Raw genomic sequence first — 23,677 nt, forward strand, 5'->3', positions numbered from 1 at the left:
AGCCGAGATCGCCCGTGAACCTCTATCTCCCGATCGCGGAACTGTCGGTCAACGTCTTCGTCATCATGGGAATGGGCGCGGCCGTCGGCTTCCTGTCGGGGATGTTCGGGGTGGGCGGCGGCTTCCTGATCACGCCGCTCCTGATCTTCTACAACATCCCGCCCGCGGTCGCCGTGGCAACGGGCGCCAACCAGGTCATTGCCTCCTCCTTCTCGGGCGCGCTCGCCTATTACAAGCGCCGGGCGATCGACTTCCGGCTCGGCTCGGTGCTCCTCGCGGGGGGGCTCGCGGGATCCGGGGCGGGCGTCTGGCTCTTCACCGCGCTCCGGCGGATCGGCCAGCTCGACCTCGTCGTGTCGATCACCTACGTCGTCTTCCTGGGCGGCGTCGGCGGGCTGATGCTGGTGGAGAGCATCCAGTCCATGCGCCGCTCGAAGGGCGGCGGATCGGGAGACGTGCGCCGGCCGGGCAAGCACAACTGGATCCACGGCCTGCCGCTGAAGATGCGCTTCCACGCGTCCAAGCTCTACATCTCGGTGATCCCCGTCCTCGGCCTCGGCTTCCTGATCGGCATGCTGGCGGCGGTGATGGGCGTCGGCGGCGGCTTCATCATGATCCCGGCGATGATCTACCTCCTGCGCGTGCCGACGAACGTCGTGATCGGCACCTCCCTATTTCAGATCATCTTCACCGCCGCGGCCACCACCATCCTCCAGGCCGGCACCAACATGACGATCGACATGGTGCTGGCCTTTCTCCTGATGGTCGGCGGGGTCGTGGGCGCGCAGTTCGGCGCGCAGGCGGGGCGCAAGCTGCGCGGCGACCAGCTGCGGCTGCTTCTCGCGCTTCTGGTTCTCGGCGTCGGCGCGCGCCTCGGCTTCGAGCTGTTCATCCCGCCCGACGAGCCCTTCTCGATCACCCGTCCGGTGGCGCTGTGAGGCGCGGCTTCCTTCTCGCCGCGGCGGCGGCGCTCGCCGTCCTCGCCGCGCCGGGCGCGCGCGCGCAGGCGCCCGCTCCCAATGCCCCGGCGGCGCCTGCCGCGCCGGTCGTCAACAACACCGAAACCTTCGAGATCGGCCTCTCCACCGACCGGATCGGCATCGACTCCGCCTTCACCGGCACGCGGCTCGTGATCTTCGGCGCGCTCGACAACGTCGATTCGCGCATCCTGCGCGAGCAGCGCTACGACATCGTCGTGGTGCTGGTGGGCCCGCGTCGGCCGGTCGTCGTGCGCGAGAAGGAGAGCTTCTTCGGCCTGTGGCTGAACCGCGGCTCGGAAGCCTTCAACGCCGCCCCGATGTCCTACGCGCTCGCCTCCTCCCGGCCGCTCGGCGACATCGCGCCGGGCACGGTCCTGGAGCGGCTGGGGCTCGGCATCGACAACCTGCGCCTGCAGATCGATCCGGACGGCGAGGAGGTCGACCGCACCAATCGCGACCGCTACGCCGAGGCGCTGCGCCGGGTGAACCGCTCGACGGGCCTCTACAACCAGTCGAGCGGCACGATCGAGTTCGTTTCCTCGACGCTGTTCCGCGCCGAGCTGTCGCTGCCGGCCGACCTGCCGACCGGGCAGCATACGGCGCGCGCCTTTCTGTTCCGCCAGGGCGCGCTGATCCGCGAGGATTCCGAGACCCTGTTCGTCGTGAAGACGGGCTTCGAGAGCGTCCTCTCTACCTTCGCGCTGCGCCAGGGCTATCTCTACGGCGTCGCGGCCGTTCTTCTCGCCATCGTCACGGGCTGGTTCGGGCGCATCATCTTCAAGCGGGACTGACCCCATGGCTTCACGCGCGACCGGCACCCTGGACGAAGCGCGGTTCCGGGAACCGGATGCGCCGCGCTCGAGCCTGGAGCGCGCCGCCTGGTGGCTCGGCCTCGCGGGGCTGATCCCCTTCTTCGGCATGGCGGGGCTGCTGCTTTATGCCGGCCGCGACTTCATCGCCTTTCCGCAGCTGGTGCTGGCGCTGTCCGGCTACGGCGCGACGATCCTCGCCTTTCTCGGCGGCATCCGCTGGGGCGCGGCGATCGCGACCGGACACCCAACTGGCGGCGGCGTGCTCGCTCTCTCGGTGCTGCCCTCGCTCGCCGGCTGGCTGATCCTCTTCGCGCCGGCGCCCTGGAGCTTCATCGCCTTCGCTGCGGTCTTCGCGTGCCAAGGCGCCTGGGACATCGCCGCCGCGCGGCGGGGCACGCTGCCGCCCTGGTTCGGCCGGCTGCGGCTGGTGCTGACCGCCGGCGCGGTGCTCGCGATGCTCGTCGCCGCGGCGCGGACCTTCTAGCCGCGGCTGAGGCTCGAGAAGGGGATCGGGTAGATCCGCTCGCGCCCGATGACGTGGGCCAGCGCCGCCCCCTCCTGAAAGAGGCCGGCAAAGGCCTTGTCGAGGACGTTGAGCCCGCCCGTGGTGACGCCGAAGGAGGGCATCACCATGCGCTCGCCATCGCCCGCGAAGCAGGCCGCTCGAACGCCCCGACCGCCACCGGTGACCCGCGCGACGGGGTGGAGGTGGCCTGCGACCTCGCCGGGGCAGGCGCCCGGCGTCGGCTCGTGGCGGAAGACGAGGCGGCCGATGACGGCTTCGGCCGACGATTGGCCGCCGAGGCCTTGCGGCGGCGGCTCGGGATCGTGGTTGCCGGCGATCCAGATCCAGGCGCGGTTGCGCATGAGGTCGGCCAGCATCTCCAGGAAGACCGGCGGCATCAGCGCGGCGCCGCGGCGGTCGTGGAAGCTGTCGCCCAGGCACAGGACGGCGCGCGGGGCATGGCGCTCCACGGCGGCTTTGAGGAGCTGCAGCGTCGCCAGGGTGTCATAGGGCGGCAGCAGCGCGCCCCGGCGAGCGAAGGCCGCGCCCTTTTCCAGGTGCAGGTCGGACACGACGAGGAGGCCCTGGTCGGGGGCGTAGAGCACGCCCGACGGGTCGAGCCGCACCGTCTCGCCGTTGATCTCCGTGTCCACGCAAGTCTTCTCCGCCGCGAGGAAGCGCCGCCGCAAGCCGCTCATGCCCGTCCGTTCTGATTCCGCTTTTGTTCGCTCTACCGGAATCGCGGATTCATGGCGACCGCAAGGCGGCGGAGGGCCGCAGGCTCACGTCCATTTGGTCGAGTAGAACTTGTTCTTTTCGCTCAGCGCCTTCTCCACCAGAGCGGCTTCGGCTGCGACCGACAGGAGCTCGTCCGAGCCTTCGCCGTCGATGCGCTCGCGCCCGGCCTCCAGCATGATCGGGACGGCGAGGGGGGAGATCTCCTCCAGGTCCTGGTGGCGGATGTGGTGGCGGATGCGGGCGAGGAGGTCGGACACGCGCGCGACGTCGAGGAGGCCCGTCGCCGCATCCGCCCAGGTCGCTTTCAGGAGGACGTGGTCGGGCTCGTGGGCGCGCAGCACGTCGTAGACGAGGTCGGAGGAGACCGTGACCTGCCGGCCGGTCTTTTCCTGGCCGGGAAAGCGCTTCGGCACCAAGCCGGCGATCACGGCGCACTGGCGGAAGGAGCGCTTCAGCATCCAGGAATCCGCCATCCAGGCTTCCAGGTCGTCGCCGAGCATGTCCTCGTCGAACAGCGCGTCGAGCGAGATGCGATCGCTCGCGATCATCGCGCCCATGTCGCCTCGGCCCCAGATCGACAGCGCGTAGTCCGTCGCGACGAAGCCGAGGGGCTTGGCGCCCGCGCGCTCCAGGCGGCGCGTCAGCAGCATGCCGAGCGTCTGGTGGGCGAGGCGGCCCTCGAAGGGATAGGCCACCATGAAGAAGCGGTTGCCGACCGGGAAGGTCTCGATGAGGAGCTCGTCCGCGCCGGGGATCGCGGACTTGCGGCTCTGGATGGCGAGCCAGTCGCGCACCTGATCCGGCAGCGCGCCCCAGCGCGCGGGATCGGCGAGCATCGCGCGCACCTGGGCGGCGAGGTAGGTGGTCAGCGGGAACTTCGAGCCGCCGTAATAGGGGACCTTCGCCTCGTCGTCCTGCGTCTTGGTGACGAGGCATTCCATCTCGTGGATGCCCTGGAAGGCGAGAACCTGTCCCGCGAAGAGGAAGGTGTCGCCGGGCGACAGCGTTTCGAGGAAGTTCTCCTCGATCTTGCCGAGCACCGGCCCGCCGCGCTTGATCGCCGACGTCGTCTTACGGCGGATGAGGCGCACGGACAGGGTTTCCGATTCGATGATCGTGCCGGCGTTCATCCGGTAGTTCTGCGCAATCCGCGGATGGGTCACGCGCCAGGTGCCGTCCTCGGTGAGACGGATCTTGGCGTATTGCTCGTAGACCCGCAGCGCGTAGCCGCCGGTCGCGACGAAGTCGATCACCTGGTCGAAGGTCGGCCGGTCGAGGTCGCGATAAGGGAGCGCCGTGCACACCTCCGCGAAGAGGTCGTCGGCGCGGAAGGGCTCGGCCACCGCCATGCCGAGGACGTGCTGGGCGAGGACGTCGAGGCAACCCGCCCGCATCGGCGGCGAGTCCTGGTGGCCGAGATAGTTGGCGTCGAGCGCCACCTGGCACTCCATGACCTCGAAGCGGTTGGCGGGGACGAGGATCGCCTTGGAGGGCTCGTCCATGCGGTGGTTGGCGCGCCCGATGCGCTGCGCGAGCCGCGAGGCGCCCTTGGGCGCGCCGACATGGACGACGAGGTCGACGTCGCCCCAGTCGATGCCGAGGTCCAGCGTCGAGGTCGCGACCACCGCGCGCAGCTCGTTCCTCGACATCGCCGCCTCGACGCGCTTTCGTTGGCCAAGATCGAGCGAGCCGTGGTGGAGCGCGATCGGCAGCGTGTCCTCGTTGATCCGCCACAGCTCCTGGAACAGGAGTTCGGCCTGGGAGCGCGTGTTGACGAAGAGCAGCGTCGTCTTGTGCGCTTTGATCGCCTCGTAGATCTCGGGCATGGCGTAGCGCGCCATGTGGCCCTGCCAGGGCACGCGCGCTTCCGATGCCAGGATCGAGATGTCGGGCTTGGCGCCGCCCTCGACGGTGATGAGGTCGGAGAGCGGCTGGACGAGTTCGCCGTGTTCGTCGGCCTCCTCCGTCTCGGCCATCGAGACCTGCGGCACCAGCCAGGCGCGCAGCTCGTCCGGGTCGGACACGGTCGCGGAGAGGCCGACGGTCTTCAGGCCCGGCGCGAGGCGGCGCAGGCGCGCGAGACCGAGCGCGAGGAGGTGCCCGCGCTTGGACGCGACGAGCGAGTGCAGCTCGTCGAAGACGACGGTTTCGAGATCGGCGAAGAAGTCGCGCGCGTCCTTGGCGGCGATGAGGAGCGCGAGCTGCTCGGGGGTCGTGAGCAGGATGTCCGGGGGTTTGAGCTTCTGGCGCTGGCGGCGAACCTGGGACGTGTCGCCGGTGCGGGTCTCGACTGATATCTTCAGGCCGATGCCGTCGACGGGCGTCTGCAGGTTGCGCTCGATATCGGCGGCAAGGGCTTTGAGCGGCGAGACATAGAGCGTGTGGACGCCGCGCGGGCGCGTGCCTGGGGCGGCGCGCTTGCGGCGCGCGAGCGAGACGAGCGAGGGCAGGAAACCGGCGAGCGTCTTGCCCGCTCCCGTCGGCGCGATGAGGAGAACGGAGCGCCCGGCCTCGGCTCGGGCCAGGAGGTCGAGCTGGTGGTCGCGTGGCGCCCAACCCTTCGCCTCGAACCAGGCCCGAAAGCGCGGCGGCAGGATGTCGGAGGCGGTCGCCGGAGAAGGGGGGCGGTCGAGGACGTTCACGCAGGAGAAGTAAGTCGCGAGGGTGCGTCCCTCAAGCCGCGAGGTAGCGGTCGGTGCGGTGGTTGATGGCCAGGAAAAGGTTGAGGACGAGCGCGCCGAGCACGGAATAAGCGACCGCGCGGGGCGAGACGGCGGCGAAGGCGGTGACGAGGACGACCATGTCGACGGCGAGCTGGGTCAGGCCGGCGCGCCAGCCGAACTTGTCCTGGAGAAAGATCGCGAGGATGCCGACGCCGCCCGCCGAGGCCCGGTGGCGGAAAAGGGCGAGGAGGCCGAACCCGAGAAGCAGGCCGCCGAGGCATGCCCCGAAAAGCGGGTCGATATAGGCGAGGCGCAAAAGGTCGGCGGACAGGCCCGTCATCAGCGAGAGGAGGGCGACCGCGAAGGCGGTCTTGATCGTGAAGGCCCGGCCCATGCGGCCGATCGCGAGGGCGTAGAAGGGCAGGTTCAGGACAAAGAAGACGAGGCCGAAATTCCAGCCGGTGAGGTAGTGGGCGACGAAGGCGAGGCCGGCCATGCCGCCGGTGAGGAAGCCGAGCGAGCCCAGGATCGCGATGCCGACGGCGGTCAGCGTCACGCCCGCGACGACGCCGAGCGCGTCTTCCCAGGGGCTGTGGCGCGTGGCGGTCGCGGCCCAGTTGCCGAACCGGTGGGCGCGGCGCGTGGCGCGCAGGTCCGCCACTTCGCTGGCGTCCGGCCCGGCGACGGGCGTGGCCCGCGCGGCATCCTCGGTGCTGATCGACACCAATGCTTCGTCCTTCTCGCAGATGCGAAGATGATATCGCGGGGCGAAGGCCGCGCAAGCGCGACTTCGCGGGGGCTGCTATGCCTTGGCGAAGAGCATGACGGCGCCGCCGACGGGCTCCCCCCGGTCGCGGCGCAGGGTCTCGCGGACGTCGGACAGGAGGCGGAGCCCCCGTTCGGCCGCCCGTTCGGCAAGGCGGGCGGGCGCGTGGGCGTAGCGGAGCGAGGGTCGGAGCTCGAAGGACTCGGTTCCGGCCGAGGCCTCCACGGTGCAGGCGAAGAGGCCGGCGGGCGCGAGAAGGGAGCTCGCGCGGGCGAGAACGGGCGCGAGGTCGCCGAGATAGGTGAGGACGTCCGCCGCGGCGACGAGGTCGAAGGGGCCGGGCTCGTGCGCGATCGGCTCGGCGATGTCGCCGAGATGGAGGGCGTCGTAGATCGCCTTGCGGCGCGCCTCGGCCAGCATGCCGGCGGACAGGTCGACGCCGACGAGGCGGGTGCAGAGTGGGCGCAGGCGCTCGCCCATGAGGCCGGTGCCGCAGCCGAGGTCGAGCGCGGCGGCAAAGCGCGCGTCGGGTCGAGCGGCGCGGATGGCGTCGAGGAGGAGGTCGGGGGCGCGGTAGCCGAGCTTGCCGACGAGCGAGTCCTCGAAGCGACCGGCATACTGGTCGAAGAGCCCGGCGACGAAGGCGGGCGGCGGTGCGGCGGGGGCCTCGCGATAGCCCAGGGCGGCGAGCTTGAGGCCGGCGCCGTAAGCGTCGGCAGGGTGGGCGGCCAGAACGGTCTCGTACTCGGACGCCGCCGCGTCCCGCTCGCCGGAGCGCTCCAGCCACTCGCCGAGGCGCATCCGGCCGGCATGCCAGCCGGGCGCGATGTCGATCGCCTGGCGCATCAGGTCGGCGGCTGCCGCGAAGTCGCCCTCCGCCGCGAGCCCTTCCGCGTAAGCCGCGCGGCGGTCGGCGAGGGGGTCGTCGGGGCGGTGGCTGTCGGCGGGCATGGAACGGGCGGCTCGGCTGCGGGAACGTGCCGCTCCCATGCGCCTTGGGGGCGCGGCGGACAAGCCTATCTTCACGCCCATGCGCTTCGAAGACCTTCTCCGTCCGACCCCCAAGGGCCTCTACTGCCCGCCCGGCGACTTCTTCATCGACCCCGTTCGGCCGGTGGAGCGCGCCCTCGTCACCCATGGGCACGCCGACCACGCGCGGCCCGGCAACGAGAAGGTGCTCGCCACGCGCCGGACGCTCGACATCATGGGCATCCGCTACGGCGCGGACTTCGCGAGGGAAAGGCAGGTCGCCGAATGGGGCGAGCGGATCTCGATCAACGGCGTGACGGTGAGCTTCCACCCGGCGGGGCATGTGCTGGGCTCGGCGCAGATCCTCGTCGAGAAGGGCGACGTGCGGATCGTCGCGAGCGGCGACTACAAGCGCCGACGCGACCCGACGGCGGAAGGCTTCGAGCCGGTGCCCTGCGACGTCTTCATCACCGAGGCGACCTTCGCGCTGCCCGTCTTCCGCCATCCGGCGACGCACGAGGAGGTGCAGAAGCTCATCCGCTCGGTGAAGCAGTTTCCCGAGCGCGCCCACCTCGTCGGCGCCTACGCGCTCGGCAAGGCGCAGCGGGTGATCGCGCACCTGCGCGAGGAAGGCTACGACCGGCCGATCTACATCCACGGCGCCCTGAAGAAGCTCTGCGACTATTACGAGAGCGAGGGCATCGACCTCGGCGAGTTGCGGCCCGCGACGATCGCCAGGGGCAAGGCGGAGGAAGGCGAGGCGAAGAGCGCCTTCGCCGGCGCCATCGTCGTGGGGCCCCCGTCCGCCTTCGCCGACAAGTGGGCGCGGCGCTTTCCCGACCCGGTCTCGTGCTTCGCGTCAGGCTGGATGCGCGTGCGCCAGCGGGCCCGCCAGCGCGGCGTCGAGCTGCCGCTGGTGGTGTCGGACCATTGCGACTGGGACGAGCTGATCGAGACGATCCTGGAGATCGGCCCGCAGGAGGTCTGGGTGACGCACGGGCGCGAGGAAGCGCTGGTGCGCTGGTGCGGCTTGCGCCAGATCCGGGCCCGGCCGCTGCATCTCGTGGGATACGAGGACGAGGCGGAATGAAGCGCAGAGCAGCGGGAGCCCGAAAACGCGAAAAAGGGGCCGGAGCCCCTTTCCCGCTCGATGCGGCGGCGTCCTACTGGAAGCCGAACTTGGCGGCCAATCGCCGGAGAAGGCCAGCGGGCATCGCCGGCTTCTCGTCCTCCCCGGGATGGTTTCGTGTCTAGGCGCCGGCGAAGGGGTGGGCGACGGAGCCCTTCTTGGCAACGACTTCCGCGGCGGTCGGCGTGCCCTTGATCGCGCGCTCCAGGGCCTCGTAGGTGGCCTGGTAGTTGTAGTCGCGGATCTTGGCGTCGTCCTCGGCTTCCCAGTGGATGAAGACGCCCACGCAGATGAACAGGTCGTCGGCCTCGGCGGCGGGGATGACGCCCTTCTCCACGGCGTCGGCGACGGCGCGCGCGACGGCCGTCTGGGCGGGGCCGAACATCTGGACCGCCTGCTTGGCGCCCTTGATGGTGACCTTGTTGAACATCACCGTGTTGGGCTTGCAGGGCAGGTTCGGCGCGACCACGGCGAGGAGGGTGGTGAAGCCGTCCTTGTTGTTGGTCAGCGAATTGCAGAAGGCCGCCTCGGCCGCCGAACCGCGCGGGCCGATGATCAGGTCGATGTGCGCGACCTCGTTGCCGTCGCCGACGAGCGACTCGCCGACCATCACCTTGTTGATTGTCGCCATGGAATATCCTCCGTTCTTGTTCCGAGACGAGCCCGCCCTCTCCCGGGGCGGGGATGTTTCGATCGATCGGGTTCGGACGAGGCGAGCGGGCGCGGCCGTGCAACAGGAATGCGCCGCCGCGATCAGGCCCTTCTCCCCGAACGCCGGACGTGCATCGCGCCCGACTGACGGCTACCCTTGTTGGCGGCATCCCTTGGAAGCGGGACCGGTTGGCCAGATAGCAGCGGGGCCTTTGCGAGGCCCCGATGGCGGACAGTCAACCATCGGCGCACCGGTTCCGCAAGTGAGCCGAACGGCCGGCGCCGAGATAATGGGCGAAAAGCGCCGCGACGGTGAGATCGGCGCTGGTTCCCGGGTTCAGGCCCTCGGCCTTCAGCGCCGCGTCGAGCGCCAGAAGGGCCGCGAGAGCCTCGCGCTCCGGCTTGCCGGCGATTCGCGCGCGAAGCGCGGCGATCCGCTCGCGCACCGCTTCGGCGGCGACCGGGCCGAACTTGCGGGCGACATGGCTGTCCGGATAGCGGCTCGCGAAGGCGAGGAAGACGTCGGTCGCGGGCCGCCAGGGCTCCGGCCCGCTGGGACCTGCGGCGAGGGCGTCGAGGCCCGTGCCGAAGATGTCGGCGAAACCCTCGGCATATTGCCGGGCGACGAGGTCGCGGTGGGCGGCGAGGCGCATGGCCTCGACGAGAGGGATCGCGGGAGGCGCGCGCACGTCCGCCTCGGGCGCGGCGCCGAGGCCGCCGGGCGAGGCGAGAGCGATGGCCGCGAAGACGTCGGCGGCGTCCGCCGCGTCGAGCCCCGCGAGCACCGGTTCGACGCCGGCCCTGAGGTCGTCCGGCGACATCTCGGCGGCCATGGCGAGGGGCGCGCAGAGAAGGAGAATGCCGAGATTGGCGTTGACGCCGACCGCATCGAGGCTGGCCTGGACGGCGCCGAGGATGCGGGAACCGAGGCGCGCGCCCGGTGCCGCGACGTGGGGGCCGGCAGCCGCGGCGGCGGCCTCGAAGGTCGCGACCGTCATGCCGTGGCCGGGCGCGAAGCGGTGGACGTTTCCGGGCTTGGGCGCCTCGATCTCAGCCCGGCAGGCGGCGACAAAGGCCTCGGCGATGCGCCTTTCCGTCATTCGGCCGCCTGGGCCGGCGCGAGGGTCCGGCGCTCGGCGAGGCGGGCGAGGAGGTCTTCGGCGCGGCGGCGGGCGACGTCGACGCCGCTCGCGCGCCTGAGGCCCGTCCAGGCGGGCATGGAGTTGACCTCGATCACGAGGGCGCGGCCGCTCGCGTCCCGCAGGAGGTCGACCCCGGCGAAATCCGCGCCGACCGCGCGGGCGGCGGCGATGGCGAGGGTTTCGAGCTCGGGATCGGCGGGCGCGGGCAGCGGCGTGCCGCCCCGGTGGACGTTGGTGATCCAGTCCGGCGCTTCGCGGCGCATCGCGGCGACGAGGGCGCCGTTCGAGACGAGGTAGCGAAAGTCCGCGTAGCGGCCGTTTCGCCCGTGGTCGTGGAAGCGCTGGAGGTAGTAGGCGCCCTTCACGGCGGCGGGTTCAGGCAGGTCGCCGGGCCCGCGGACGAGGCGCAGACCCTTGCCCTGCGCGCCGAAGAGCGGCTTCAGGACGAGGGGGCCACCGTCTGCGGCCGCGATGCGGCGGGCCTCGTCGAGGCTCTCGACGCACCAGGCGCGGGGGGTCGGCAGGCCGGCCTGCGCGAGGCGCTCGCTCGTCGCCGACTTGTCGACGCAGATCTCGATCGCCCGGGCCGCGTTGGACACGAGGAGGCCGCGCGCTTCGAGGGCGTGAAGGGCGCCGAGCCGGCGCGTCACCGCCTCGAAGCTGCCGCCGTCCATCGTGCGCACGAGCACGGCGTCGGGCGCCGCGTCCTCGAAGCCGGGAATGCGGACGCCGAGCGGCGAGCCGGTGTCGAAGGCGATGGCGGCGAGGCGCACGGGCCTCGCCTCCGCGCCGAGATCGGCGAAGGCGGCGAGGAGCTGGCGCTCGTGACTGTCGCTGTCGGCCGAAACGAGCGCGATGCGGGGGCGGGTGCCCAAGCTTCAGGCTCCGAAGGAGGCGTCGACGAGGGCGGGCTCCAGCCGGCCGCCGCGGAAGGTCTCGCCGGTTTCCAGCGCGACAACGGACACGGCCGCGGGCGAGAACAGCGAGGCGTCGATCTTGTAGAAGTCGCCCTCGTAGGCGCGGAAGATCTCGGCGAAGGGGCGGCCGTGATCGGCGCAGGTGCTGCTCGGCAGACCTTCCGCGAGAGCCCGCGCGTCGGCGGCCGGGCCGGACACGTAGAGGACGACCTCGCCGCCGTAGATCACGGCGTCGTTGGTGCGGCCCATGGCGGTGACGAAGTCCGGATGGGGCGGGGGAAGGGGCGCCGTGCCTACTCCTTCGCGGATCCGGGCAAGGTCGAAGTGGAGGGTGTGCGCCTTGTGGAGGGCGACTTCCACGATGCGGCCGACGATCTGCACCGTGCCGGCGAGGCTCTGGGTCGGGGCGAACAGGATCGTGAGGTCGGCGGGATCGACGTCGCAGTCCTGCGCGACGCGGCGGACCAGCTCGGCAGGCGGCGCCGTGCCGGTCTCGAGAACGAGCACGGCGGCGTCGGAGCGGTCGGCATAGCCGATGTCGGCGAAGATGTGCTCGAGGCCGGCGAGCGCGCGCGCCGGGCCCGATCCCATGGCGAAGTAGCTCGCCTCGCCCTCGCCGGAGGCGAGCTGCCAGCCGGCATATTGGCTGCCGAGGCAGGCGACCACGGGCTGCGAGGAGCGCACGGTCAGTCCGAACGGCCAGCGCGGGAAGGCGGCGGACGGGCCGACCGAGACGTGGCCGAGGCCGCCGAGACAGGCCTCGGCGAGGAGGCGGCCGGACTCGATGCCGCCGGGCGAGGCGGCGCCGCAGTCGATCAGCGTTTCGCCGGCCGCCCCTTCGGACACGGCGATGCCGAGCTCGGCGGCGCAACGCTTCATGTGGTCGACGATGCGGGCGGCGCCCTTGTTCACGCTGAGATGATGGGTTCGGCTCATGCGGCTCTCCTCGATGCCGAATGAAGGATGGATCGGGTGCGGTCGCGGAACAGGGCCTCGGCCGCGTCCGCGGTGTCGCCCTCCGCCCGCACCGTGCAGAGCGGCGCACCGGCGGGAAAGGCGGCGGGCGGGCGGCTGCGGTCGCTCGTCCAGTCGGGCCAGCGGAAGCCGGGCGGGAGGCTGACCGGCTCGGCGGCCCAAGCGAGGCCGCAGGCGCGGATCGCTCCGGGCGGCGTCCAGAAGGCGGGAAGCTCCCCGCGGCAGGCGGCAAGGTGCAGCGCCATCAGCGGCGCCGCCTCGGTGTCGAAGACGTCGACCGTGGCGCCGAAGCGCTGGTTGATCTCCAGGAGCACCGGCCCGTCCTCGGCGAGAACGAAGTCGGCGCTGCCAAGGCCGACCAGCGGGAGAGTGCGGGCGAAGCGGGCGATGGCCGCGCGCATGAGGGCGCCCGCCGGCTCGGGGGAGACGAGCGGGCCGACCGCGCCGCCGTAGCGAAAGGGCTCCTCGGGCGAGGGGTCGCACCATTGCCGGGTGAAGCCGAGTATGCGCGTCTCGCCCGCCGGCGTGCCGAGAAAGGCGGCGGACCACCGGGGGCCGGGCACGAGGCGTTGGTGGTAGCGGCCGGGCTCCGGCGGGGCGTCGGCCACGTGCCGGACGTGGCTGCCGCCGGCACCGCCAACCGCCTTGGACAGCCAGCCGGCCGAATCAGGCGGGGCGTCGCGGCGGATGGCTGGATGATCAACGCCGGCCGCCGCGCAGAGCGCGGCGAAGCGCTCGGGGTCCTTCAGGACCCGCAGCATCGCGGCGTCGGCGCCGAGGATCGGCCAGCGCGCCGCGATGCGGTCGAGAAGCTCGGGCCGATCCTCGAAGCCGGCGCCGTGGGCGAAGCCGAGGATGGTCGCGGAGCCCGCGAGCTCGTCCAGCGCCGCCATCAGCTCGTCGGCGGAGAAGCCGTCGGGATAATGGCCGCGCAGCGTCCGGGCGGCGCGGGCGGTGTCGTGAAGATCGAGGTCTCCGAAGAAGTCGACGGCGAGCGCGTCGAGGCCGGCGCGGCGCGCGCTTTCCGCCATCTGACGCGCGGAAAAGGCGGCGACGAGGATCGTCGGGCGGACGCCGGCGCCGCTCACGGAACAAGCGTCCGGGCAAGCGCGAAGGCGTCGCGAAAGTCGAGGACGAGCGGGTTCTCGGCCTCGATCATCCGCTTGAAGAGGCCGGATTCGGTGCCGTACTTGACGTTGCCGATGGCGAGCGCGCCGATGCCGAGGGCGGCGCTTCCGCCGATCGGCTTGCCCATGTCGAAGACGTCGATGCCCTCGATGCCGGCGGGCGGCACGGCGTTGACGTCGGCCGCGACGAGGAGGTTCGCGGCGCCTGCGACCTGCTCGGCCGAGAGGACGCGGATGCCGGCCTTGGCGGCGGCGAAGACGAGCTGCGCTTCGGCGAGCACCGCGCGCTTGGCCTCGTCGCTGGAGCCGTCCGCGGCGGCGACCGCCACGCCGAAGCGGCTCTTCATCTCGTCGGCGCGCTTCTGAACGCGCGGCACGCCGCTGTGGCCGACCAGCGTGACCTCGGCGCCTTCGAGGGCGGCGATCACCGCCGCGCAGTAGCCGACGACGCCCGTCGCCCCGAACACGGCGACGCGCGCGCCCTTCAGGTCGCGCCCGGCCTTCGTCTTCAAGACCTTTTCGGCGCAGGCGACCATGGCCGCGGCGGTGGTGAAGGATCCCGCGGGATCGGCGACGATGTTGGTGCCGAAGGGCGGCACCAGCGCCTGCTTCGCCGCCTCGATCATGTCGAGCGCCAGCACGGCGTCGTCGCCGCCGAAGAACACGGCCGAGGCCGTGCCGTGATCGGGCGGGCGCGAGAAGATGACGTCCTGGACGAGGTCGGCGACCTCGTCGAGCCCGACCCCTTCGTAGGGGAGCACCGCGTCGTAGCCGGCGTCGAGCGCCATGTTCACGTCGAAGGGGCTGACATGCTTGTGGGGGGTCAGCATGTGCAGGATGTTCTTCTTCGCCATGGACGGGTCTCCTCTCCCAAGAGAAACGGTCGCGGGGTGCCGAAGCGGCGGAACTCAGACGGCGCGGGCGAGACGGGCGCCGGCGGGCGGCGCCTCGATCGTCGCGCCCTCGTTGCGGCCGCGCGCGACCGCGAGGACGAGACCCTCGTCGCGCGCCTGGCCGCCGGCCGCCTCGACGATGCGCGCGGCCTCCGCCTCGCTTCCGGCGAAGGCGAAGCCGGTCGGGCCCCAGGAACTCTGGCCGACGCCGCGGGCGCCGAGGCTCTTCAGCCGGGCCGCGAGGCGGGCGACGGCGGGACTCGCGAAGACGCCGCCCTGCGCCGGCGCGAAATGGGTTCCGACGGCGGTCTGGATCGTCTCGACGGCGTCGCCGAAGCCGGCGACGTCGCGCTCGGCGAGCGCGGGCAGCGCCTGCATCAGGACGAGGCGGCAGTTCTCGGCCGTGGCCTCGCGCGGAAACGGCGGAAGGGCGGCGAAGGCCGCGAGTTCGTCGGCGCCGTGGAAGCCGGCGGCGGACGGCTGAAGGATCAGAAGAACGCGCCAGGCCTCGGGGAAGGGGAGCTGCGCGACGACCGGCGCGGGCCGGTCCCGGCCCTCGTTCCGGCCGCCGTCGACGACGACGCCGCCACCCGTGAAGAAGGCCGCGCCGACGCCCGAGCGCGCGCCGCGCCCCAGGCGCACGGCATCGCCGCCGACGTCGAGCGGCAGTCCGGCGAGGGTGCGAAGGCCGGCGGCGAGGGCGAGGGCGAGCTGCGTGCCGGAGCCGAGGCCGGCATGGGCGGGAATCGCCTCGGAAGCATGGACCGCGAAGGCGCCGGGCAGTCCGAGGGCGGCCGCCGCCTCGGGCAGGAGGCGGGCGAGTCGCGCGCGTTCCGCACCCTCCGCCGAGAAGGCGGGCGCGCGGCGCAGCGTGAGGCTGGTGGCGGGCGCGTCGAGGGCAAGGCCGATGCCGCCGAAGCGGCGGGCGCCCCGGCCCCCGGGATCGAGGAAGCCGAGATGAAGACGCGCGGGCGCGCGGACGCGGACGACCTGTTCCGTCACCATCATTCCCGTGTCCATGCCGTGCCCGGGCGCTATTATCGCCGCCCTGAGCCGTGGAGCAAGGGAGAACAGCATGGCCGCGCGCACCTATTCCGACGCCGAGATCGAGGAGCGGCTGAAGGCCGAGCTGCCGACCTGGCGGCTGGAGGACGGCTGGATCCGCCGCACCTACAAGACCCATTCCTGGAAGGGCACGCTGATGGTGATCAACACCGTCGGGCACCTTGCCGAGGCCGCCTTCCACCACCCCGACATCACGGCGTCCTACGCCTGGGTCGAGGTGCGCCTGATGAACCACGCCGCCAAGGGCGTGACCGACCTCGACTTCGCGCTGGCCAAGAAGATCGAGGAGGTCGTGACCTGGCAGCCCGGCCGGGAGGGCGGGCCGCTGACCGGCACGCCGGACGATCCGCGCTTCGCCTACATCAAGTACGACAAGTGAGGTCGGACGGCGCCCTTCCCATCCCCGGCGGCGAGGATTAGGCTCGGCGTCGGGCACGGGAGGGGGACCTCTTGGGAATGGCATGGATCGAGGGGCGGGCGGCGGACGAGCGCGAAGCGCTGGACGCGGCGGCGCGGCTCCTCAGCGAAAGTCGGCTGACGGTCCTGACGGGCGCGGCGGCCGACGTCGAGACGGTGCGCGCCCTCCTGCAGCTCGGCGAGATCGTCGGCGGGATCGTCGATCACGACGGCTTCGAGGCGACGTCCTCGATGCTCTCCGCATTGCGCGAGGCCGGCATCATGCTGGGCGCGCCGGCCGAGATGCGCCGCCGTGCCGACCGCTGGCTGCTCGTCGGCGCCGATCCCTTCGCGGGCGCCGAGAACCTGCGGGACTGGCTGTTCGAGCGTGATGGGCCGGATCTCGGCCGCGGCGCGGGGCGAGCGCGCGAGGTGCTGCATCTCGGCGGCGCCGGCGCCTTCGAACTGGCGGAGCACCAGATCGGCGACGGGCTCGCGCAGCTCCGGGCCGGCCTCAACGGGCGGCGGCATCGGGACGCGCCGCTGTCGGACGCCCGCGTCGAGGAGGCCGCGGCCTTCCTCGATGGGGCGGCTTTCGGCTGCGTCGTCTTCGCACCGTCCGCCTTCGACGCGCTCGACGTCGAGCTTCTCTGCGGGCTGGTTGAGGACCTCAACCGGCGGACGCGCTTCGCCTGCCTGCCGGTTCAGGGCGGGGCGGGCGGCGCCTTCGCCGCGGCGCAGGTCGCGACCTGGCGGACCGGCTTTCCCCTGCGCACCGCCTTCGGCCGCGGCTTTCCCGAATTCGAGCCGGTGCTGAACGCGGCGGCTCGGCGGGTCGCGAGCGGCGAGGCGACGCTGGCGCTGCATGTCGGCGGATCGGCTTCCTTCGAGCCGGACTGGTCCGGCCGCCTGCCGGTGATCCGGATCGGCGGCGACGGCGACTGGACGAACCCGCCTCGCATCGCCTTCGCGCCGGACGGAGCCCCCGGCGGTCGGGTGGTCTGGGAGCCGCGCTTCGCCGGTTTCGTCGCCGAGGAGCGCGGCGCGGACGGGACCGCCGGCATCCTGGCAGCGCTCGCCGAGCGGCTCGGGAGCGTGATGGCATGAGCGCGACGATCCTGAAGAACGGGCGCGTGGTCGATCCCGCGAGCGGGCGCGACTCCATCGGTGACGTCGCGGTGGTCGACGGGCGCATCGCGGAACGGGCGCCGGCTGGAGCCGAGGTCGTCGACTGCACCGGGCTCGTGGTCATGGCGGGCGGGATCGACATCCACAGCCACATCGCCGGCGGCCACGTGAACACGGCGCGTCTGCTGCTGCCCGAAAGCCACCGCGCCTTCGCCGCCCGGCCGAAGGCGACGGCGCTGTCGCGCACGGGCTGGACCACGGAGGAGACCGGCACGGGCTACGCCCGCATGGGTTTCACCACCGTGGTCGAGCCGGCCATGGGGCCGTCCGCGGCGCTCCACGCCCATCTCGAACTCGCCGACATCCCGATCATCGACAAGGCGACGCTTGTCGTTCTCGGCAACGACGACATGCTGCTCTCGATGATCCGCGACGGGGCCTCGGCCGGGATGATCGAGGACTACGTCGCCTGGACCGCCTCGGCCACGAAGGCGCTCGGCGTCAAATGCATCAATGCCGGGGGCTCGGCGGCCTTCAAGGACAATGCCCGCGCCTTCTCGCTCGACGACGAGGTGCCCTCCTACGGCGTGACCTCGCGCCAGATCGTGAAGACCCTGCAGCGGGCGGTGGACGCGCTCGGCGTGCCGCATCCGCTCCACGTCCACTGCAACAATCTCGGGGTGCCTGGCCGCTCCGTGTCCGCCGTGCTCGACACGATGCGGGCGGCCGAAGGCGTGCCGATGCACCTCGCGCACATCCAGTTCTACGGCTACGGGGCGGCGGGATCGCGCGGCTTCTCCTCGGAAGCCCAGGCGCTCGCCGAGATGGTGAACGCCCGTCCCGAGATCACCGTCGACATCGGGCAGGTGATGTTCGGGCCGACGGTGACGGTCTCCTCCGACGAGCTGTTGCAGTTCGCGGGCCGGGCAACGGCGAGCCTGAAGAAGTTCGTGATCGTCGACGGCGACGCGAACGGGGGCGGGGTCGTGCCGATCAACTACCGGCAGGCGAACTTCCACAACGCGCTGCAATGGGCGATCGGGCTGGAGCTGTTCCTGATGATCGAGGACCCGATGCGGGTCTTCTTCACCACCGACCACCCGAACGGCGCGCCCTTCACGAGCTATCCCGACCTCTTCGCCCTCCTGATGAGCCGGGACCTGCGCGCCCGATGGCTGGAGGCGCTGCCGAAGGCGGTGCGCGAGGAAACGCGGCTCGCCGAGCTGACGCGGGAATATTCCTTGTCCGAGATCGCGACGATGACCCGTGCGGCGCCCGCCCTTCTCCTCGGACTGCCCGAGCGCGGACGGCTCTCGGCTGGGGCGGTCGCCGACGTCTCGGTCTACCGTCCGGGGGCGGATCTTGCCGCGATGTTCGGGCGGGCGGCCTATGTCTTCAAGGACGGGACACTGGTGGTTCAGGACGGCGAGATCGTCGCGCGGCCGCGCGGGCGCACGCTCTCGCTCGCGCCCCGGCAGGACAAGGCGATGGGCGCGCGGCTCGATCGCTTCTACGAGGAGAGCTACGGCCTGCCCGCCCGCTGGTTCGCCGTGCCGGACGGGGCCGTCGCGGACGGCGAGCAGCGCTTCGAGGCGGTGGCATGGACGCGATGACGACGGCGGCCACGATCAACGGCGTCGTCATCGACGACGGCTTCGCCGAGGCCTTCCCGATGCACGGGACGGCGATGCAGATCACCGCCGTTTCGCCGAAATGGGCGCTGGAGGCGGCCCGCGCGATGACGGGCTTCGCGACCTCGGTGATCGCCTGCGGCTGCGAGGCGGGGATCGACCGCGAGCTGTCGCCTCAGGAAACGCGGGACGGGCGACCGGGCGTGCGCGTTCTCCTCTTCGCCATGGACAAGAAGGGCCTCGCCACCCAGCTCGCGACGCGGCTCGGACAATGCGTGCTGACCTCGCCGTCCTCCGCCTGCTACGCCGATTTGGCGGGCGAGGGCCGGATCGATCTCGGCAATGCCATCCGTTACTTCGCCGACGGCTGGCAGATCTCGAAGCGGTTCGAGGACCAGCATTTCTGGCGCATGCCGGTGATGGAGGGCGAGTTCCTCGTCGAGGCGCAGACCGGCTACGTGTCGAACGGCGTCGGGGGCGGCAATCTCCTGTTCATGGGCGGCAGCGCCGCCCAGGCGCTGCGCTCGGCCGAAGCCGCGGTGGAGGCGATGCGCCGCGTGCCGGACGTCGTCATGCCCTTTCCCGGCGGCATCGTCCGCTCGGGCTCCAAGGTCGGCGGCAAGTACAAGGGCATGATGGCGTCCACCAACGATGCCTACTGCCCGACGCTGAAGGGCGTGACGAAATCCGCGCTGGGCCCGGAGACCGGCTCGGTTCTCGAGATCGTCGTGGACGGGCTGTCGAGCGCGGCGGTCGCCGACGCCATGCGCGTCGGGTTGAAGGCGGCGGTGGAGCTCGGGCCGCGGGAGGGGGCGAGCCGGATCGGTGCGGGCAACTACGGCGGAAACCTCGGCCCCCACCACTACCACCTGAAGGACCTCCTGCCGTGAGCGCGCTGACCTTCACGCTGCGAGCCGAGCCGGACCAGCGGCTCGACCTGTCGATCCTGACGCCGTCCCATCTTGCGGGCCTCGGCGAGGCGGAGATCGCGGCCCTGCCGATCGGCACGACGCGGGAGCTGCGGACGGTCGGCGAGGTCTTCGCGGTGGCGATGGGCGATCTCGGCGAGATTCGCTTCGTCGGTGGCTCGGAGCGCTTCGACCGGATCGGCGAGGGCCTGGCGTCCGGCGCGATCCTCGTCGAGGGCGCGGTCGGCTCGCGCGTCGGGCGGCTGATGAGCGGCGGGCGGATCGAGGTGCGGGGGCATGCCGGCCTTCACGCCGGCTCGGCCATGTCCGGCGGCTTCCTGCGGATCGAGGGCGATGCCGGGGACTTCCTCGGTGGACCGCTCGCCGGCGAGATGGCGGGCATGACCGGCGGCACGCTGCACGTGCGCGGCTCCGTCGGCAAACGGGCCGGCGACAGGATCCGCCGCGGCACGATCGTCGTCGGCGGCAACGCGGGCGCGGATGCCGGCAGCCGGATGGTGGCCGGGACGCTGATCGTCAAGGGCCGCGCAGGCGCGACGCCGGGGCGGCTGATGCGCCGCGGGACGATCGTGGCAGGCGGCGGGGCGGAGCGCGTCGGGGCGACGTTTCTCGACAACGGCGTCCACGATCCCCTGATCTTCCGCCTGATGGCGCGCGCCTTCGCGGCGGGGCCGCTCGGCGAGCCGGTGCTCGACGGCGCGCCGATGCGGCGCCTCGGCGGCGACACGGCGGCGCTGGGCCTTGGGGAACTCTTCGTCCCGGCGTGAGGACGGCCGCGCGTGTTCTCCGCGTTCGAATCAGGCGTCCGGTTCAAGCGGGCATGCGGCAGCGTGTAGCGGCGGCTCCTGCATCCGTCGCGGCCCCTCGCGCGTATTGCCTGTCATCGCGGCTTGATCCGGGCGCCGTCGCTGGCCGCGGGCGGAGGAACGCGCATGGTGGTTGATCTCATCCTCACGGTCTGCATGCTCTCGGACCCGACGACCTGCCGCGAGGAGCGGCTGATCTACGAGAGCCGGGGATCGCTTGCCCAATGCATGATGCTGTCGACGCCCTACGTGGCGCAGTGGGCGGGCGAGCACCCGAAGTGGATGGTCAAGAGCTGGACCTGCAACTGGCCGGAGGACCGTCGCCAGGGCATCTGAGCGAAGCGGTCGCCCAGCGGACGGCTCCCCGGCTCCAGCGCGCGGCGGGGCTTGCCCGAGCGAGCGTCGGGCCGGTCGGCGCGCGCACGGCGCTGCGCCGGCTGCACCAGGCGGGCTGCGCCAAGCTGCGCTTTCCCCGCGCGAGCGGCCCGGGCATGGAGGCGGTTCTCGTCAACACGGCGGGGGGCCTCACCGGCGGCGACCGGATCGACGTCGAGCTCGACGTCGAGGCGGGTGCGGCCCTGACGCTGACGAGCCAGGCCTGCGAGCGCGTCTACCGCTCGCTCGGCGGCGCGGCGCAGGTTCTCGCCCGGCTGCAGGCCGGCGAGGGGGCCGCGCTTGCCTGGCTCCCTCAGGAAACGATCCTGTTCGACGGTGGAGCGATCGCCCGGAGCCTGGAGGTCGAGGCGGCGGCCTCCAGCCGCCTGCTTCTGTGCGAAAGCGTGATTCTCGGACGGCAGGCCATGGGCGAGAGCGTGCGCGACGGGCTGTTCCGCGATCGCTGGCGCGTGCGCCGCGGCGGGCGGCTCGTTTTCGCGGACGATCTGCGCCTGGAGGGCGACATCGCCCGCATCGCGGCGGAGCCGGCGCTTCTCGGTGGGGCCCGGGCCTTCGCGACGGTGCTCTACCAAGGCGAGGCGCCGGAGGACCGGCTCGCGTCGGCGCGTCGCATCCTCGGCGAGGCGGGAGGCGCGAGCCTCGTCGACGGCTTCGTCGTGGCGCGGCTGGCCGTGGCGGACGGGCTGGCGCTGCGGCGCCGGCTGGTGCCCCTGCTCGGCGCTCTGGCCAGCGGCCCGCTTCCGCGGATATGGTCGATGTGAGGGCGGCGCCGCGCTGCCCCCCACGACCATCAGGGGATAATCGCCGATGCAGCTCACGCCGCGGGAAAAGGACAAGCTTCTCGTCGCCATGGCCGCCGAGGTCGCGAGGAAGCGGCTGGCGCGCGGGGTCAAGCTGAACCACCCGGAGACGATCGCCCTCATCACCGACTTCGTCGTGGAGGGCGCGCGCGACGGGCGCAGCGTCGCCGACCTGATGGAGGCGGGCGCCCACGTCGTCGGCCGCGATCAGGTCATGGAGGGGATCGCCGAGATGATCCACGACGTCCAGGTGGAGGCGACCTTCCCGGACGGCACCAAGCTCGTCACCGTCCACCAGCCGGTTCGCTGACGGCCGCGCTCAGCGCGCGACGTTGCCGTCCGCGACCGTGCCGACCGCCTCGACGTCGGTCGCGGCGTGGGTGACCTGCGCCGCGGCCTGCAGCGAGGCACGGTCGAGGAAGATGTAGCGGCGCTCGATCACCGAATAGTAGGCCATGTTGCTCGCGCCATCCATGGTCACGACGCGCAGGATCGTCGGCGCCGAATCGCCGATGGCCACGGAGGTGGCGCCGAGAATCAGAAGGGCACCGGCCAGGATGGCCGGAAGGCGGGCGGTCATCGTCGTCGTCTCTCCAGCATGCGCCGGTGGTTCCGCGCCTGCCCGTCCGCTTGCGTGCGGCTTCGGGCGACAGGGACCGGCGTCGTGCTACCTGTTGTGTCGAAGAACTTGCACGTCTCCTGTTTCCGCATAATGACGCGGAGAATTCTTTTGTTTCCGAAAGGTTTGCCGGCCTGCCTCTTCGGTTCGACCGGTATCCCGTCCTGGAACAGGATCAACTTGCCGGAAACGGGTGAAGATCGCCTTCACCGCCGCTTTGACAGGCTCGCGAATCCTCCGCATAGTTTCGCAAGACTTGACGACGCGCCGGGCGGATCGGCGATGCGGGGGGCGACATGCTCGACCGGTGGGCGACGGCCGCGACGATGCTGATTGTCGGCGCGAGGCCGCTTCCTGCCCATCTCGGCCAGGGCTCTGACGGCTCGCTTCTCGCCGGCCCGCCGCGCCCGCTCCTCGGCTGAACCGATTTCGGGAAGGATACGCGCGATGATACCGGGCGAGATGTTCGTGAAGGAGGGCGAGATCGTCCTCAGCGAGGGGCGCGAGACGGTGACGCTGACCGTCGCCAACGCCGGCGACCGGCCGGTGCAGGTCGGCTCGCACTTCCACTTCGCCGAAACCAACCCGGCACTGTCCTTCGACCGCGCGGCGGCGCGCGGCATGCGCCTCGACATCGCGGCGGGAACGGCGGTCCGCTTCGAGCCGGGCCAGTCGCGCGAGGTGACGCTGGTCGCGGTCGGCGGCGGGCGCGAGGTCTACGGCTTCAACGGACAGGTCATGGGCCCGCTCGGCTGAAGCCGGCGGCGGCAAGAAAAGGACGCATCCATGTGCGACGCCTGCGTGATCGACGAGGTCAAGCGCTCCATGCTGAGCCGCCGGGGGCTCCTCGGCCTCGGCGCCGCAGCCGGTGCGGCGGCGGTGATGCCGGCGGGCGCGGCGCTCGCCCAGACCCAGACGGCTGCGCCCGCCGCGACGCGCGAGGTGCGCGGCACGGCGCTCGCCGACCTGACGCACACGCTGGATCCGGAGTTTCCGACCTTTTCCGGCCAGCAGCAGTTCTTCATGGACCAGCGGTACCGGGTCGAAAAGGACGGCTACAACCTCTTCGACCTGCGCATCGACGAGCACACCGGCACGCACATGGACGCGCCGCTGCATTTCTCGCCCGACGGCCTGTCGGTGGACCAGCTGCCCGTCGCCGACCTCATGGCGCCGTTGGCGATCGTCGACATCCGCGCCAAGGCCGCCGAGAGCGCCGACGCGCAGGTCACGCCGGACGATATCAAGGCCTGGGTGTCGGCGAACGGCGAGCTGCCCGAGCGCTGCGTCGTCGCGATGAACTCCGGCTGGGCCGCCCATGTCGGCACGCCCAAGTTCCGCAACGCCGATGCGTCCGGCACGATGCACTTTCCCGGCTTCCATCCCGACGTCGCGGCCATGCTGCTGGAGGGTTCGGCGGTCGGTATCGCCGTCGACTCGCTGTCGCTCGATTTCGGCATCTCGGCCGATTTCGCGACCCACATGGCCTGGCTCTCGGCGGGCCGCTGGGGCCTCGAATGCTGCGCGGGGCTCGATGCCCTGCCGGCGAGCGGCGCGACGATCATCCTCGGCGCACCCAAGCATCGCGGCGGCACCGGTGGTCCGGCGCGCGTCTTCGCGCTGGTTTGAGGGGGCGCGCG

27 protein-coding genes are annotated in these 23,677 nt (G+C 71.8%); 15 read left to right on the plus strand and 12 right to left on the minus strand.

The genetic code is table 11. The annotated features are described in order from the left end of the window. Positions 1–14: 14 nt before the first annotated feature. The 3 genes from FZN60_RS13720 to FZN60_RS13730 are packed head-to-tail and all read left to right on the plus strand — an operon-like array spanning position 15 to position 2,276. The gene (locus FZN60_RS13720; protein WP_158874053.1) at positions 15–938 is read left to right on the plus strand and encodes a sulfite exporter TauE/SafE family protein; all 924 of its coding nucleotides are present in this window, start codon (positions 15–17) and stop codon (positions 936–938) included. Then, positions 935–1,771: a TIGR02186 family protein gene (locus FZN60_RS13725; protein ID WP_158874054.1), complete on the plus strand. Its 837-nt coding sequence runs from the start codon at positions 935–937 to the stop codon at positions 1,769–1,771. The genes FZN60_RS13720 and FZN60_RS13725 overlap by 4 nt, the downstream gene beginning before the upstream one ends. Before the next feature lie 4 nt (positions 1,772–1,775). Further along, positions 1,776–2,276 carry a DUF3429 domain-containing protein gene (locus FZN60_RS13730; RefSeq protein ID WP_158874055.1) on the plus strand — a complete coding sequence of 167 codons (501 nt, stop codon included), beginning with the start codon at positions 1,776–1,778 and terminating at the stop codon, positions 2,274–2,276. Here FZN60_RS13730 and pdeM read toward each other — a convergent pair. From pdeM to FZN60_RS13750, 4 genes are all read right to left on the minus strand, one after another. Next, positions 2,273–2,995, minus strand: a complete 723-nt coding sequence (gene pdeM / locus FZN60_RS13735; RefSeq protein WP_158874056.1) for a ligase-associated DNA damage response endonuclease PdeM — start codon at positions 2,993–2,995, stop codon at positions 2,273–2,275. The two genes, FZN60_RS13730 and pdeM, sit on opposite strands and share 4 nt — an antisense overlap. Before the next feature lie 84 nt (positions 2,996–3,079). Next, a complete protein-coding gene (locus tag FZN60_RS13740) occupies positions 3,080–5,677 on the minus strand; it encodes a ligase-associated DNA damage response DEXH box helicase (protein WP_158874057.1) in 2,598 nt (865 codons plus the stop codon). A gap of 31 nt (positions 5,678–5,708) precedes the next feature. Continuing rightward, complete coding sequence (locus FZN60_RS13745; RefSeq protein WP_422570305.1) at positions 5,709–6,359, minus strand: YitT family protein; 651 nt, start codon at positions 6,357–6,359, stop codon at positions 5,709–5,711. Between the two features lie 141 nt (positions 6,360–6,500). After that, on the minus strand, positions 6,501–7,415 hold the full coding sequence (locus FZN60_RS13750; protein ID WP_158874058.1) for a class I SAM-dependent DNA methyltransferase: 915 nt from the start codon (positions 7,413–7,415) through the stop codon (positions 6,501–6,503). Positions 7,416–7,494: 79 nt separating this feature from the next. On the opposite strand from FZN60_RS13750, the gene FZN60_RS13755 reads away from it, so the two are divergent. Next, on the plus strand, positions 7,495–8,523 hold the full coding sequence (locus FZN60_RS13755; RefSeq protein ID WP_158874141.1) for a ligase-associated DNA damage response exonuclease: 1,029 nt from the start codon (positions 7,495–7,497) through the stop codon (positions 8,521–8,523). Positions 8,524–8,683: 160 nt separating this feature from the next. Here the strand turns inward: FZN60_RS13755 and fae are convergent, their stop codons facing one another. From fae to FZN60_RS13790, 7 genes are all read right to left on the minus strand, one after another. Next, complete coding sequence (gene fae, locus FZN60_RS13760) at positions 8,684–9,193, minus strand: formaldehyde-activating enzyme (protein WP_158874059.1); 510 nt, start codon at positions 9,191–9,193, stop codon at positions 8,684–8,686. A gap of 256 nt (positions 9,194–9,449) precedes the next feature. Beyond that, positions 9,450–10,313, minus strand: coding sequence for a triphosphoribosyl-dephospho-CoA synthase (locus FZN60_RS13765; RefSeq protein WP_158874060.1), 864 nt, complete (start codon positions 10,311–10,313; stop codon positions 9,450–9,452). Then, a complete protein-coding gene (locus FZN60_RS13770; RefSeq protein WP_158874061.1) occupies positions 10,310–11,230 on the minus strand; it encodes an ATP-grasp domain-containing protein in 921 nt (306 codons plus the stop codon). Before FZN60_RS13770 ends, FZN60_RS13765 begins: the two co-directional genes overlap by 4 nt. Positions 11,231–11,233: 3 nt before the next feature. Further along, positions 11,234–12,208: a methenyltetrahydromethanopterin cyclohydrolase gene (gene mch / locus FZN60_RS13775; RefSeq protein ID WP_158874062.1), complete on the minus strand. Its 975-nt coding sequence runs from the start codon at positions 12,206–12,208 to the stop codon at positions 11,234–11,236. Beyond that, complete coding sequence (locus FZN60_RS13780; RefSeq protein WP_158874063.1) at positions 12,205–13,335, minus strand: ATP-grasp domain-containing protein; 1,131 nt, start codon at positions 13,333–13,335, stop codon at positions 12,205–12,207. The genes mch and FZN60_RS13780 overlap by 4 nt, the downstream gene beginning before the upstream one ends. After that, a complete protein-coding gene (locus FZN60_RS13785; protein WP_158874064.1) occupies positions 13,332–14,228 on the minus strand; it encodes a methylene-tetrahydromethanopterin dehydrogenase N-terminal domain-containing protein in 897 nt (298 codons plus the stop codon). Before FZN60_RS13785 ends, FZN60_RS13780 begins: the two co-directional genes overlap by 4 nt. Before the next feature lie 54 nt (positions 14,229–14,282). Continuing rightward, positions 14,283–15,272, minus strand: coding sequence for a beta-ribofuranosylaminobenzene 5'-phosphate synthase family protein (locus FZN60_RS13790; RefSeq protein WP_158874065.1), 990 nt, complete (start codon positions 15,270–15,272; stop codon positions 14,283–14,285). 70 nt (positions 15,273–15,342) lie between these two features. Here FZN60_RS13790 and FZN60_RS13795 point away from each other — a divergent pair, with 70 nt between their 5' ends. The 8 genes from FZN60_RS13795 (at position 15,343) to FZN60_RS13830 (ending at position 21,728) form a co-directional block, all read left to right on the plus strand. Next, positions 15,343–15,711, plus strand: a complete 369-nt coding sequence (locus FZN60_RS13795; protein ID WP_158874066.1) for a 4a-hydroxytetrahydrobiopterin dehydratase — start codon at positions 15,343–15,345, stop codon at positions 15,709–15,711. A 77-nt stretch (positions 15,712–15,788) separates the two neighbouring features. Continuing rightward, positions 15,789–16,835, plus strand: a complete 1,047-nt coding sequence (locus tag FZN60_RS13800) for a molybdopterin-binding domain-containing protein (protein WP_158874067.1) — start codon at positions 15,789–15,791, stop codon at positions 16,833–16,835. Next, entirely contained in the window at positions 16,832–18,469 is a 1,638-nt protein-coding gene (locus tag FZN60_RS13805; RefSeq protein WP_158874068.1) for a formylmethanofuran dehydrogenase subunit A, read from the plus strand. The genes FZN60_RS13800 and FZN60_RS13805 overlap by 4 nt, the downstream gene beginning before the upstream one ends. Beyond that, a complete protein-coding gene (gene fhcD / locus FZN60_RS13810) occupies positions 18,457–19,377 on the plus strand; it encodes a formylmethanofuran--tetrahydromethanopterin N-formyltransferase (protein WP_246726793.1) in 921 nt (306 codons plus the stop codon). Before FZN60_RS13805 ends, fhcD begins: the two co-directional genes overlap by 13 nt. Further along, the gene (locus FZN60_RS13815; RefSeq protein ID WP_158874069.1) at positions 19,374–20,183 is read left to right on the plus strand and encodes a formylmethanofuran dehydrogenase subunit C; all 810 of its coding nucleotides are present in this window, start codon (positions 19,374–19,376) and stop codon (positions 20,181–20,183) included. Before fhcD ends, FZN60_RS13815 begins: the two co-directional genes overlap by 4 nt. Before the next feature lie 165 nt (positions 20,184–20,348). Then, positions 20,349–20,558 (plus strand): hypothetical protein, encoded by a 210-nt coding sequence (locus tag FZN60_RS13820; protein WP_158874070.1) that lies wholly within the window; start codon positions 20,349–20,351, stop codon positions 20,556–20,558. After that, entirely contained in the window at positions 20,501–21,379 is an 879-nt protein-coding gene (locus tag FZN60_RS13825; protein WP_199266564.1) for an urease accessory protein UreD, read from the plus strand. Before FZN60_RS13820 ends, FZN60_RS13825 begins: the two co-directional genes overlap by 58 nt. Before the next feature lie 46 nt (positions 21,380–21,425). Next, on the plus strand, positions 21,426–21,728 hold the full coding sequence (locus tag FZN60_RS13830) for an urease subunit gamma (RefSeq protein WP_158874072.1): 303 nt from the start codon (positions 21,426–21,428) through the stop codon (positions 21,726–21,728). A gap of 9 nt (positions 21,729–21,737) precedes the next feature. On the opposite strand, the gene FZN60_RS13835 is transcribed toward FZN60_RS13830, so the two are convergent. After that, positions 21,738–21,998: a hypothetical protein gene (locus FZN60_RS13835; RefSeq protein ID WP_158874073.1), complete on the minus strand. Its 261-nt coding sequence runs from the start codon at positions 21,996–21,998 to the stop codon at positions 21,738–21,740. Between the two features lie 335 nt (positions 21,999–22,333). Between FZN60_RS13835 and FZN60_RS29150 the strand changes: the two genes are divergently transcribed. From FZN60_RS29150 to FZN60_RS13845, 3 genes are read left to right on the plus strand one after another with little or no spacing between them, the layout of a single operon-like run. Beyond that, complete coding sequence (locus FZN60_RS29150) at positions 22,334–22,459, plus strand: hypothetical protein (protein ID WP_255475985.1); 126 nt, start codon at positions 22,334–22,336, stop codon at positions 22,457–22,459. A 25-nt stretch (positions 22,460–22,484) separates the two neighbouring features. Next, positions 22,485–22,793 carry an urease subunit beta gene (locus FZN60_RS13840; protein WP_158874074.1) on the plus strand — a complete coding sequence of 103 codons (309 nt, stop codon included), beginning with the start codon at positions 22,485–22,487 and terminating at the stop codon, positions 22,791–22,793. Positions 22,794–22,823: 30 nt separating this feature from the next. Next, complete coding sequence (locus tag FZN60_RS13845) at positions 22,824–23,666, plus strand: cyclase family protein (protein ID WP_158874075.1); 843 nt, start codon at positions 22,824–22,826, stop codon at positions 23,664–23,666. Positions 23,667–23,677: the final 11 nt, after the last annotated feature.

The organism is Antarcticirhabdus aurantiaca (assembly GCF_009765365.1).
In the GTDB taxonomy this organism is placed as follows: Bacteria; Pseudomonadota; Alphaproteobacteria; order Rhizobiales; family Rhizobiaceae; genus Antarcticirhabdus; species Antarcticirhabdus aurantiaca.

Bases quoted from the DNA above. Each gene is read 5' to 3' on its own strand.
- FZN60_RS13730 (WP_158874055.1), top strand. From the start codon at position 1,776: ATGGCTTCACGCGCGACCGGCACCCTGGACGAAGCGCGGTTCCGGGAA.
- pdeM (WP_158874056.1), bottom strand. From the start codon at position 2,995: ATGAGCGGCTTGCGGCGGCGCTTCCTCGCGGCGGAGAAGACTTGCGTG.
- FZN60_RS13750 (WP_158874058.1), bottom strand. From the start codon at position 7,415: ATGCCCGCCGACAGCCACCGCCCCGACGACCCCCTCGCCGACCGCCGC.
- FZN60_RS13755 (WP_158874141.1), top strand. From the start codon at position 7,495: ATGCGCTTCGAAGACCTTCTCCGTCCGACCCCCAAGGGCCTCTACTGC.
- fae (WP_158874059.1), bottom strand. From the start codon at position 9,193: ATGGCGACAATCAACAAGGTGATGGTCGGCGAGTCGCTCGTCGGCGAC.
- FZN60_RS13765 (WP_158874060.1), bottom strand. From the start codon at position 10,313: ATGACGGAAAGGCGCATCGCCGAGGCCTTTGTCGCCGCCTGCCGGGCT.
- mch (WP_158874062.1), bottom strand. From the start codon at position 12,208: ATGAGCCGAACCCATCATCTCAGCGTGAACAAGGGCGCCGCCCGCATC.
- FZN60_RS13785 (WP_158874064.1), bottom strand. From the start codon at position 14,228: ATGGCGAAGAAGAACATCCTGCACATGCTGACCCCCCACAAGCATGTC.
- FZN60_RS13790 (WP_158874065.1), bottom strand. From the start codon at position 15,272: ATGGTGACGGAACAGGTCGTCCGCGTCCGCGCGCCCGCGCGTCTTCAT.
- FZN60_RS13795 (WP_158874066.1), top strand. From the start codon at position 15,343: ATGGCCGCGCGCACCTATTCCGACGCCGAGATCGAGGAGCGGCTGAAG.
- FZN60_RS13800 (WP_158874067.1), top strand. From the start codon at position 15,789: ATGGCATGGATCGAGGGGCGGGCGGCGGACGAGCGCGAAGCGCTGGAC.
- FZN60_RS13805 (WP_158874068.1), top strand. From the start codon at position 16,832: ATGAGCGCGACGATCCTGAAGAACGGGCGCGTGGTCGATCCCGCGAGC.
- fhcD (WP_246726793.1), top strand. From the start codon at position 18,457: ATGGACGCGATGACGACGGCGGCCACGATCAACGGCGTCGTCATCGAC.
- FZN60_RS13820 (WP_158874070.1), top strand. From the start codon at position 20,349: ATGGTGGTTGATCTCATCCTCACGGTCTGCATGCTCTCGGACCCGACG.
- FZN60_RS13830 (WP_158874072.1), top strand. From the start codon at position 21,426: ATGCAGCTCACGCCGCGGGAAAAGGACAAGCTTCTCGTCGCCATGGCC.
- FZN60_RS13835 (WP_158874073.1), bottom strand. From the start codon at position 21,998: ATGACCGCCCGCCTTCCGGCCATCCTGGCCGGTGCCCTTCTGATTCTC.
- FZN60_RS29150 (WP_255475985.1), top strand. From the start codon at position 22,334: ATGCTCGACCGGTGGGCGACGGCCGCGACGATGCTGATTGTCGGCGCG.
- FZN60_RS13840 (WP_158874074.1), top strand. From the start codon at position 22,485: ATGATACCGGGCGAGATGTTCGTGAAGGAGGGCGAGATCGTCCTCAGC.
- FZN60_RS13845 (WP_158874075.1), top strand. From the start codon at position 22,824: ATGTGCGACGCCTGCGTGATCGACGAGGTCAAGCGCTCCATGCTGAGC.